Raw genomic sequence first — 8165 nt, 5'->3', positions numbered from 1 at the left:
CGCCGCCGCCGGGACGCGGAGCTGCGCGAGGCGGCCCGGGTGGCGGCGGCCGCGCGGCGTCGGATAGCCGGGTGACGGCGGGTCCGGGAGCGGGAGGACGACGCACCGCGGCCCCGGCGGAGGGGGATCCCGCCGGGGCCGCGAAGTGCGCTCTCGTGGACCTCAGTTGGCGCGGTCGAAGTCGATCGCGCTGTACGCCCGCAGCTTCGAGAGCTTGTGGGTGGAGTTGATCTCGCGGATGGTGCCGCTCTTGGAGCGCATCACCAGGGAGCTGGTGGTGGCGGTCTCCGAGCGGTAGTGCACGCCGCGCAGCAGCTCGCCGTCGGTGATGCCGGTGGCGACGAAGAACACGTTCTCGCCGCTGACCAGGTCGTCCGTGGTGAGCACCCGGTCCAGGTCGTGGCCGGCGTCCAGGGCCTTCTGCCGCTCGGCGTCGTCCTTGGGCCACAGCCGGCCCTGGATCACGCCGCCCATGCACTTCATCGCGCAGGCCGCGATGATGCCCTCCGGGGTGCCGCCGACACCCATCAGCAGGTCGACGCCGGTGCCCTCGCGGGCGGCCATGATGGCGCCGGCCACGTCGCCGTCCGAGATGAACTTGATCCGGGCGCCCGCCTCGCGGATCTCCCGGACCAGGCCGTCGTGGCGCGGGCGGTCGAGCACGACGACGGTGACGTCCTCGACGGCGCTGCCCTTGGCCTTGGCGACCCGGCGGATGTTGACCGCCGCCGGGGCGGTGATGTCGACGAACTCGGCCGCCTCGGGGCCGGCCACCAGCTTGTCCATGTAGAACACGGCGCTGGGGTCGAACATGGTGCCGCGGTCGGCGACGGCCAGCACGGCCACCGCGTTGTTCATGCCCTTGGCGGTCAGCGTGGTGCCGTCCACCGGGTCGACCGCGACGTCGCACTCGGCGCCGGTGCCGTCGCCGACCCGCTCGCCGTTGTAGAGCATCGGGGCTTCGTCCTTCTCGCCCTCGCCGATGACGACGACGCCGTTCATCGAGACGGTCGAGACGAGGGTGCGCATCGCCTTGACGGCGGCGCCGTCCGCGCCGTTCTTGTCGCCACGTCCGACCCACCGGCCGGCGGCCATCGCGGCTGCCTCGGTGACCCGGACGAGTTCGAGCGCGAGGTTCCGGTCGGGAGCCTCGGGCGCGACCTCCAGGGCACTGGGAAGGTGGTGCGGGTACTGCGTGGTCATCGTCGTTACCTCTCTGTACGCGACGGCCAGTGAGCGCCCGACTACTGCCTGGTCGAACGCCGTGGTGAGGGTTCTGCGATCGTATCTGCCCACGAGATGACTGTCTGTGGCGCGGGTCGCTGCCCTGTGGAGGAAACCACCGGTTCGTCCCCTTTCACCTATACGTGGACACCCCTGGTGGACGCCCGGAGATGTGGATGAGTCACCATGTGGGGGTGGCAGCAGACAGCAAGGGCATGAGGGGCCGGCAGACCGTACGGGACATGGTCCTGTCGATGCTGGCGGTCGGTTTCGTCGTCGGGATCGGGTACCTGTTCCTCCCGCACGGCAACGGCGGCGACCCGGTGCGCGTGGTCGGGTACAGGGTGGAGGCGGCCTCCGCCAAGCGTGCCGCGCCGTACCCGCTGCTGTCCCCGGAGGGGCTGCCGGGGGAGTGGCGGGCCACCTCGGTCGCCTACCGGCCGGCCGACCAGAACAACGGCAGGGGCAACGCCTGGCACCTGGGCTTCGTGACCCCCTCCGGCCAGTACGCGGCGGTCGAGCAGAGCGACGTGCCGCGCGACTCCCTGCTGGCCGACTACGTGAAGGGCGCCAAGCCGGACGGCACCTCCGAGGTGGCCGGCCGCACCTGGGACCGGGTGCGGGGCGAGAAGGAGCGCGCGCTGGCCGTGCAGACCGGCCCCGGGACCGCCCTGCTCACCGGCACCGCCTCCTACGAGGAGCTGGCCGAGCTGGCGCAGGCGCTCAAGTAGCCCGCCCCACTTCCTGCGCACGCCGAAGGGCCCCGCACCGGACGAACCGGTGCGGGGCCCTTTCGCGCGGGGCGGATCAGACCGTGGTGACGACCTCGTCGTAGGCCAGGCGCGGCGAACGCGGGAACCAGGCGCCCTCGCCCGGCTTGCCGATGTTGACCACGGCCAGCACCGAGTGCTCGCCGTCGCCGAAGAACTCCTTGTTGAGGCCCTCGGCGTCGTAGCCGGTCATCGGGCCGGCGGCCAGGCCGGCCGCGCGCACGCCGATGATGAAGTAGGCGGCCTGCAGGGCGCCGTTCAGCGTGGCGGACTGCTCGCGGACGCTGCGCTCCGAGAAGAACATGTCCTTGGCCTGCGGGAAGTGCGGGAGCTGGGTCGGCAGCTCCTCGTGGAACTCGTTGTCCGCGGCGAGGATGGCGACCAGCGGGGCAGCGGCGGTCTTGGCCTTGTTGCCGTCCGCCATGTGCTGGACGAGGCGCTCGCGGCCCTCGGCCGAGCGGACCAGGACGACGCGCAGCGGCTGCTGGTTGAAGGCGGTCGGGCCGAACTTCACCAGCTCGTAGATGGCCTGGACCTGCTCCTCGGAGACGGGCTCGTCGGTGAAGGTGTTCGCGGTGCGGGCCTCACGGAACAGCAGGTCCTGAGCGGCGGCGTCGAGTACCAGGGCGTCGGTGGTCATGCTTCTGCACCTCATGCGGAAGGGGGGTTCGTCGGTATGGCCGGCCGCAGCCGGTCACTTCCCCCAACATGGATGAATATTCAACGATTCCCCAAGCGGGTGTGATCCGCCTCACTCTCCGCCCGGGGTCGCGCCCTCCTCGGCGGCCAGCGCGGCGTCCAGCCGGGCCCGGGCGCCGTCCAGCCAGCGCTGGCACACCTTCGCCAGCTGCTCGCCGCGCTCCCACAGGGCCAGCGACTCCTCCAGCGACGTCCCGCCGTTCTCCAGCTGCCGGACGACCTCCAGCAGCGCGTCCCGGGCGTGCTCGTAGCCCAGCGCGTCGTCCGGGTTCGGCGCCGCCGCCGCCGCTGCCGCCGCCGCGTCCTGCTGTTCCTGCTGCTCTGCCATGCGTGCCAGCGTAGGGGGTGGGACGGACAGCGCCACCCCCGCCGGCGCCGTCCCCCGCGGTCGCTATCCCTCGTCGGCCACCGTGACGTCGAAGCCGCCGCCCGCCACCCGGGCGCGCAGCCCCTCGCCGGGCGCGACCTGCGCCGGGTCGGTCACCACCGTGCCGTCCGTCCGCTGGAGCACCGCGTAGCCGCGCTCCAGGGTGGCGGCCGGGGAGAGCGCCACCACCCGGGCCAGGGTGTGCCCGAGGTCGCTCTGCGCGTGGTCCAGCCGGTGCCGCAGGGTGCGCCGGACCCGCTCCAGCAGGCCCTCCACCTCCTGCCCGCGCCCGTCCAGCATCCGGTGCGGGGCGGCCAGTGCCGGACGGCTGCGCACCCCGTCCAGCCCGTGCTGCTCGCGCTCGACCCGGGACAGCACGTGCCGGCGGGCGCGGTCGCGCAGCTGGCGGATCCTGGCCAGCTCCTCGCCGACGTCCGGAACCACCCGTTTGGCCGCGTCGGTCGGGGTGGAGGCGCGCAGGTCGGCCACGAAGTCCAGCAGCGGCTGGTCCGGCTCGTGCCCGATCGCGCTCACCACCGGCGTACGGGCGGCCGCGACCAGCCGCACCAAGCCCTCGTCCGAGAACGGCAGCAGGTCCTCCACGCTGCCGCCGCCGCGGGCCACGACGATCACGTCCACCTCGGGGTGCTCGTCCAGCTCCCGCACGGCCGCGCTCACCCGCTCCACCGCGCTGACCCCCTGCACCGGGACGTTGCGCACCTCGAAGCGGACGGCCGGCCAGCGCCGCCGGGCGTTCTCCAGCACGTCCCGTTCGGCCGCCGAGCCGCGTCCGGTCACCAGCCCGACGCACTGCGGCAGGAACGGCAGCGGCTTCTTGCGCTCGGCCGCGAACAGGCCCTCCCCGGCGAGCCGCCGCTTCAGCTGCTCCAGCCGGGCCAGCAGCTCGCCGAGGCCCACCGGGCGGATCTCCGAGGCGCGCATCGACAGCTGTCCGCGCGCCGCGTACCACTCCGGCTTGGCGTGCACGACGACCCGCGCGCCCTCCTGCACCACGTCCGCGACCTGGTCGAACACCGAGCGGAAGCAGGTCACCGTGAGCGACACGTCGGCCTGCGGGTCGCGCAGGGTCAGGAACACCACGCCCGCGCCGGGGCGGCGGCTGAGCTGGGTGATCTGCCCCTCCACCCAGACCGCGCCGAGCCGGTCGATCCAGCCGCCGATCAGCGCGGAGACCTTGCCGACCGGGAGCGGCGCTTCGGGGGAGCTGGTGTTGGCCATGCGTACGAGGCTAGCGGCGTCCGCCGACACGGCCGAGACCGCCGCGGGCGCCGCCCTGGACGGCGAGCACCACCAGGCCGACCACCAGCCAGACCAGCCCGACGAGCCGCGCGGTGGCCGCGGCCTCGTACACCACCGCCCCGATCACCGCGATGCCCAGCACCGGTACGACCAGGTGCAGCAGCCACCGCCGCGAGCCGTGCCGCACCACGTACCAGCCGATCACCGAGGCGTGCAGCAGCGCGAAGGCGGTCAGTGCGCCCACGTTCACCACCGAGGTGAGCTGGTCCAGCCCGTTGTCCCGGTCGGCCGCCCAGACCGCCGCCACCATCGTGATCACCGCGGCCGTCAGCAGCGCCCGGCGCGGCACCGCGCCGGCCGGGTCGACCGAGCCGAGGAAGCGCGGCAGCCTCCCGGCCCGGCCCATCGCGAAGACCAGCCGCCCGGCCGCCGCCTGCCCGGCCAGGGCCGCGAAGGCCGCGCCGATCGCCTTGGCGGCCGCCACCAGCACGTGCAGCCAGTGCCCGACGCCGCCCTCCACGGTGTCGTAGAAGGCCGAGCCCTGCGCGGCCGGGTCGGCGGCCAGCTGCTGCGGGGCCGTCGACTCCAGCAGCGCCGCCAGGTACGTCTGGACGACGAACAGCGCGCCGGCCAGCGCCAGGCACCAGAGCACCGCCCGGGCCACCGCCGCCGAGGCGCCGACCGCCTCCTCCACGAAGGTGGCGATCGCGTCGAAGCCCAGGTAGGAGAGCACCGCGACGGACACCGCCGAGATCACCGCGGTCAGCGAGAAGTCCCCGACGGCGGTGAACGGGGTGTCCCAGCCGCGCCGGGCGCCGTCCTGGGCCAGTGCCACCACGGCCGCGGCCACGAACACCACCAGCACCACGATCTCCATCGCGAGCACCGCGAAACCGACCGCCGCCGCCGTCCGCACCCCGGCCAGGTTGAGCCCGGTGGTCACCACCACCGCGAGCGCCGTCCAGACCCAGCGCGAGACGTCGGGCACCAGGGAGTTCAGCGCGATCCCGGAGAACAGGTAGGCCACCGCGGGGATCAGCAGGTAGTCGAGCATCGCCATCCACCCGGCGACGAAGCCCGGGCCCTCGCCCAGCCCGGCCCGCGCGTAGGCGAACACCGAGCCGGTCTGCGGCACCGCGCGCACCATCTGGGCGTACGAGAAGGCGGTGAAGCCCATCGCCACCGTCGCGGCCAGGTACACCGTGGCGACGGCGCCGTGGCTCCTGGCGTCCAGCACGCCGAACACGCCGACCGGGGCCATCGGGGCGATGAACAGCAGTCCGTAGACCATCAGATCGCGGACGCCCAGGCTGCGGCGCAGGCCGCTCGGCGCTGCCTGCTCGCTCACAGAGCTCATAGACACCATATTCTGAGCGCTGTTGACCTGGTCCGCACGGAAAGTGTCCGCCGTCGGGGGGCTTCCGTCGGGAGGCGCCGACAGGGCGGGCGACGGCTGCGGCCGCCCGTACGATGGAGCCATGTCCAAGACCGCGCAGCGCCGTGTCCTGCTCGCCGCCCCCCGGGGCTACTGCGCGGGAGTCGACCGCGCAGTAATCGCCGTGGAGAAGGCCCTGGAGCAGTACGGGGCACCCATCTACGTCCGCAAGCAGATCGTCCACAACAAGTACGTGGTGCAGACCCTGGAGAAGAAGGGCGCGATCTTCGTCGACGAGACGGAGGAGGTGCCCGAGGGCTCGATCGTGGTCTTCTCCGCGCACGGCGTCGCCCCGTCCGTCCACGACGAGGCTCGGGCCGGCAAGCTCGCCACCATCGACGCGACCTGCCCGCTGGTCACCAAGGTGCACAAGGAGGCCGTGCGCTTCGCCGACGAGGGCTTCGACATCCTGCTGGTGGGCCACGAGGGCCACGAGGAGGTCATCGGCACCATGGGCGAGGCCCCGGACCGGATCCACCTGGTGGACGGCGCCGAGGACGTCGCCAACGTGCAGGTCCGGGACGAGTCCAAGGTCGTCTGGCTGTCCCAGACCACCCTGTCCGTGGACGAGACCATGGCCACCGTCGGCGAGCTGAAGAAGCGCTTCCCGGAGCTGGTCAGCCCGCCCAGCGACGACATCTGCTACGCCACCCAGAACCGTCAGGTCGCGGTCAAGCAGCTGGCCCCGGAGACCGACCTGCTGATCGTGGTCGGCTCCAAGAACTCCTCCAACTCCGTCCGCCTGGTCGAGGTGGGCCTGGAGTACGGAGCGAAGGCCGCCCACCTGGTGGACTTCGCCGAGGAGATCCGCGAGGAGTGGCTGGAGGGCGTCACCACGGTCGGCCTGACCAGCGGCGCCTCGGTGCCGGAGATCCTGGTCGACGGCGTGCTGGAGTTCCTGGCCGCACGCGGTTACGACACGGTCGAGACGGTCAAGACCGCCGAGGAGCACCTGACCTTCTCGCTGCCCAAGGAGCTGCGCCGCGACCTGCGCGCCGAGGCGGCGGGCAAGCTCTGACGCTGCCCGGAAGGCCCGGTACCCCCGTGGGGGTGCCGGGCCTTCTGCTGTGCGGCCGCCTGCTGTGCGCGCCCGGGCGCACTCTCGTAGTTTTGTGCACAGGCTGTGGACAATCACAGGCCGTGGACGAGTGGTCCGCGGCCGACGGCGGAGGGTGGACGAGATGACTGCGGTATTCGGCGTGGACATCGGCGGCTCGGGGATCAAGGGCGCGCCCGTCGACCTCGCCCGGGGCACGCTCGCAGAGGAGCGCTACAAGGTGCTCACCCCGCAGCCGTCCGCCCCCGAGGCAGTGGTCGCCGCCGTCTGCGAGGTGGTCCGGCAGTTCGACCACCAGGGCCCGGTCGGGCTGACCTTCCCCGGCGTGGTGGTCGACGGCCGCACCAGGACGGCGGCCAACGTGGACAAGGGCTGGGTCGGCCTGGACGCGGCGGGCCTCTTCCGCGAGGCACTGGGGATGCCCGCCACCGTTCTGAACGACGCGGACGCGGCCGGGCTCGCCGAGCTGACGCACGGCGCCGGGCGGGGCCAGGCGGGCGTGGTCCTGGTGCTCACCTTCGGCACCGGCATCGGCAGCGCCCTGTTCGTGGACGGCACGCTGATGCCCAACACCGAGCTGGGCCACCTGGAGCTGCGCGGCAAGGACGCCGAGCGCCGGGCCTCCTCGGCCGCCAAGGAGCGGCACGGGCTGAACTGGGAGCAGTGGGCGGGGCGGGTCGACGAGTACCTGGACCTGGTGGAGATGCTGTTCTCGCCGCAGCTGATCGTGATCGGCGGCGGGGTGAGCCGCAAGCACGAGAGGTTCCTGCCGCTGTTGAAGCACCGCCCGGCGCGGGTGGTGCCGGCGGAGCTGCGCAACGACGCGGGCATCGTCGGAGCCGCCATGGCGGCGGCCCGGACGGAGGGCTGAGGGCCGGCCTCGCGGGAGCGGCCTCAGCGGGAGCGGTGGATCCGGCGCTGGGCGACGAACCGGGCGAGCACGATCAGCGCCGCCAACCCGGTGCCGGGGAACAGCCAGCCGGCCCGCAGTGCCAGCCCGGTCGCCAACGACACCACCTGGGCGGTGACGCCCGAGGAGCTCACCGGTTCCAGCAGCAGCAGTGCGAGGGCGAAGGCGATCGGCCCGCTGATCGGTGCGGCCAGCAGGTCGGCGTAGCGCACCCGGACGGCCAGCTGGAAGCAGACCACCAGGTAGCCGAGGCCGAACAGCCAGCCCAGGCCGCCGAAGAGCAGCCGGTCCACGCCCGCCACCGCGAGCGTCGCCAGGACGGCGACCACCCCGGTGCCGACGGCCGTCAGCCGGGTCGGCCGACCGGTGCGCCGCCGCCCGTACAGCTGCTGGTTGCCGCGCCCGCGTCCGCGCAACGGCAGGCGCAGGCGCAGCCGAGGGCC

Annotated in this window: 9 protein-coding genes; 3 read left to right on the top strand and 6 right to left on the bottom strand. The window is 73.2% G+C overall.

Going from position 1 to position 8165, the window contains the following annotated elements; translation table 11 throughout:
- Positions 1–162: 162 nt before the first annotated feature.
- Positions 163–1203, bottom strand: coding sequence for a class II fructose-bisphosphatase (glpX, locus tag KS423_RS31605; RefSeq protein WP_224283188.1), 1041 nt, complete (start codon positions 1201–1203; stop codon positions 163–165).
- Between the two features lie 215 nt (positions 1204–1418).
- Between glpX and KS423_RS31600 the strand changes: the two genes are divergently transcribed.
- Positions 1419–1955 (top strand): DUF4245 domain-containing protein, encoded by a 537-nt coding sequence (locus KS423_RS31600; protein WP_308020271.1) that lies wholly within the window; start codon positions 1419–1421, stop codon positions 1953–1955.
- Positions 1956–2031: 76 nt separating this feature from the next.
- Here the strand turns inward: KS423_RS31600 and KS423_RS31595 are convergent, their stop codons facing one another.
- The 4 genes from KS423_RS31595 to KS423_RS31580 all read right to left on the bottom strand — a co-directional run bounded on the left by KS423_RS31595 (position 2032) and on the right by KS423_RS31580 (position 5677).
- Positions 2032–2634, bottom strand: coding sequence for a malonic semialdehyde reductase (locus KS423_RS31595; RefSeq protein ID WP_224283187.1), 603 nt, complete (start codon positions 2632–2634; stop codon positions 2032–2034).
- 111 nt (positions 2635–2745) lie between these two features.
- Complete coding sequence (locus tag KS423_RS31590) at positions 2746–3021, bottom strand: exodeoxyribonuclease VII small subunit (protein WP_224283186.1); 276 nt, start codon at positions 3019–3021, stop codon at positions 2746–2748.
- Positions 3022–3084: 63 nt separating this feature from the next.
- Complete coding sequence (gene xseA, locus KS423_RS31585) at positions 3085–4299, bottom strand: exodeoxyribonuclease VII large subunit (RefSeq protein ID WP_224283185.1); 1215 nt, start codon at positions 4297–4299, stop codon at positions 3085–3087.
- Between the two features lie 10 nt (positions 4300–4309).
- Positions 4310–5677 carry an APC family permease gene (locus KS423_RS31580; protein ID WP_224283184.1) on the bottom strand — a complete coding sequence of 456 codons (1368 nt, stop codon included), beginning with the start codon at positions 5675–5677 and terminating at the stop codon, positions 4310–4312.
- A 121-nt stretch (positions 5678–5798) separates the two neighbouring features.
- Here KS423_RS31580 and KS423_RS31575 point away from each other — a divergent pair, with 121 nt between their 5' ends.
- Entirely contained in the window at positions 5799–6773 is a 975-nt protein-coding gene (locus tag KS423_RS31575; RefSeq protein ID WP_224283183.1) for a 4-hydroxy-3-methylbut-2-enyl diphosphate reductase, read from the top strand.
- A 163-nt stretch (positions 6774–6936) separates the two neighbouring features.
- Positions 6937–7683, top strand: coding sequence for a polyphosphate--glucose phosphotransferase (gene ppgK, locus KS423_RS31570; protein ID WP_224283182.1), 747 nt, complete (start codon positions 6937–6939; stop codon positions 7681–7683).
- A 23-nt stretch (positions 7684–7706) separates the two neighbouring features.
- Here the strand turns inward: ppgK and KS423_RS31565 are convergent.
- On the bottom strand, positions 7707–8165 hold a 459-nt coding region (locus tag KS423_RS31565; RefSeq protein ID WP_224283181.1), incomplete at its 5' end, for a DUF6542 domain-containing protein.

The sequence above is a fragment of the Streptomyces sp. LS1784 genome (assembly GCF_020103755.1).
Classification (GTDB): Bacteria; Actinomycetota; Actinomycetes; order Streptomycetales; family Streptomycetaceae; genus Kitasatospora.
The sequence above is the reverse complement of the archived record's forward strand: the minus strand, read 5'-3'. Positions and strand labels throughout refer to the sequence as shown.

What these genes read in the sequence shown, in the direction of transcription:
- KS423_RS31580 (WP_224283184.1), bottom strand. Translation starts at nt 5,677, where the DNA reads ATGAGCTCTGTGAGCGAGCAGGCAGCGCCGAGCGGCCTGCGCCGCAGC.
- KS423_RS31595 (WP_224283187.1), bottom strand. Translation starts at nt 2,634, where the DNA reads ATGACCACCGACGCCCTGGTACTCGACGCCGCCGCTCAGGACCTGCTG.
- KS423_RS31590 (WP_224283186.1), bottom strand. Translation starts at nt 3,021, where the DNA reads ATGGCAGAGCAGCAGGAACAGCAGGACGCGGCGGCGGCAGCGGCGGCG.
- KS423_RS31575 (WP_224283183.1), top strand. Translation starts at nt 5,799, where the DNA reads ATGTCCAAGACCGCGCAGCGCCGTGTCCTGCTCGCCGCCCCCCGGGGC.
- xseA (WP_224283185.1), bottom strand. Translation starts at nt 4,299, where the DNA reads ATGGCCAACACCAGCTCCCCCGAAGCGCCGCTCCCGGTCGGCAAGGTC.
- glpX (WP_224283188.1), bottom strand. Translation starts at nt 1,203, where the DNA reads ATGACCACGCAGTACCCGCACCACCTTCCCAGTGCCCTGGAGGTCGCG.
- ppgK (WP_224283182.1), top strand. Translation starts at nt 6,937, where the DNA reads ATGACTGCGGTATTCGGCGTGGACATCGGCGGCTCGGGGATCAAGGGC.